The sequence below is a fragment of the Paraburkholderia sp. RL17-381-BIF-C genome (assembly GCF_046026435.1).
In the GTDB taxonomy this organism is placed as follows: domain Bacteria; phylum Pseudomonadota; class Gammaproteobacteria; order Burkholderiales; family Burkholderiaceae; genus Paraburkholderia.
Genome location: NZ_JARESX010000178.1, coordinates 1 through 1,481 on the forward strand (window position 1 = coordinate 1; position 1,481 = coordinate 1,481).

Sequence of the window (1,481 nt, forward strand, 5' to 3'; positions counted from 1 at the left end):
CGGACAGGATCACCATGACGATGCGTGAGCTGGACAGGTTCAAGGTCATTCAGGCCGTGGCGGACGATCTGCTCAAACCGTGGCGCGCTGCGCAGCGGCTCGGCCTGACGACGCGACAGATACGACGGCTGGTCGCGCGCCTGCGTGGAGATGGCCCGGCGGGTCTGGTGTCCGGCCGATGCGCGAAGCCGAGCAACAACCGGCTCGATGCCGGCACCGCGGCTCGCGCGCTGGCGATCATTCGCGAGCGCTATGCCGATTTTGGCCCGACGCTGGCGTGCGAGAAGCTGCGTGAATGCCATGGGCTGCGGCTGGCCAAGGAAACCGTCAGGCGACTCATGACCGATGCCGGCCTGTGGATTCCGAGGCGTCAGCGGCCGCCGAAGATCCATCAGTTGCGCAGTCGTCGGGCCTGCGTGGGCGAGCTGGTGCAGATCGACGGCAGCGATCACCGGTGGTTCGAGGAACGGGCGCCGGCGTGCACGCTGCTGGTGTACGTCGACGACGCGACCAGCCGGCTGATGGCGCTGCACTTCACGGCCACCGAGTCGACCTTCAGTTACTTCGAGGCGACACGCGGGTATCTCAGGCAGCATGGCAAACCGGTGGCGTTCTACAGCGACAAGGCCACCGTGTTCCGCTCGGCGCAGACGTCGACGACGGCCGGCAAGGGATTTACGCAGTCTGGGCGGGCCCTGTACGAGCTTAATATCGAGTCATGGTGTGCGAACAGCAGCCAGGCCGAGGGGCGGGTTGAACGGGCGAATCTGACCTTGCAGGACCGGCTCGTGAAGGAACTGCGGCTGCGTGGGATCGACACACATGAAGCCGCGAACGACTATGCGCCCCACTTCGTGGCCGACTACAACACGCGCTTTGGCAAGCCACCGAAGAGCGCTTTTAATGCACACCGGTCACTGCGCGACGACGAGGATCTCGACCTGATCCTGACGCACCGGGCAACACGCTGCGTGTCGAACACGCTGACCGTCCAGTATGACCGGGTGATCTATCTGCTCGAAGACACGGCCGCGAACCGTGGCCGGATCCATCACTACATCGACGTCTATGAATATCCGGACGGCCGCATCGATATCCGTGCGGACGGCAGCACTCTGCCCTGCTCCCGCTATGACCGGCTCTCGGAGATTGATCAGGGGGCGGTCATCGAGAACAAGCGTCTGGGGCACGCGCTCAGGGTTGCCCAGCAGGTGCAGGCCGAGCGCGATAACCGGCGCGCGGCAGGCTCGCCATCGCGCACCAATCGGGGTGACGAAGTTCGACCCAGGGTCCGTCCCACCGGGACGCGCAAGCAACGCGAACTCACCGTGGGCGACCTGAACGAGATCGTGCTGGGAACCGCCGGCGAACGGGCAGGCTCGGTGCTTAAAACCCCTTCCAGATAGAGATATTTAACCACTCAGAAGCGGACATCTGAACTTGGCCAGAACCCGGACATCTGGAACAGGCCTCGACATTGT

Annotated in this window: 1 protein-coding gene; it reads left to right on the top strand. The window is 64.1% G+C overall.

Translation table 11 applies throughout. From position 1 onward, the window contains the following. The first annotated feature begins 14 nt into the window (after positions 1-14). A complete protein-coding gene (locus P0D70_RS36515) occupies positions 15-1,406 on the top strand; it encodes an ISNCY family transposase (protein ID WP_408188098.1) in 1,392 nt (463 codons plus the stop codon). The last annotated feature ends 75 nt before the right edge of the window (positions 1,407-1,481 follow it).

Bases quoted from the DNA above. Each gene is read 5' to 3' on its own strand.
- P0D70_RS36515 (WP_408188098.1), top strand. From the start codon at position 15: ATGACGATGCGTGAGCTGGACAGGTTCAAGGTCATTCAGGCCGTGGCG.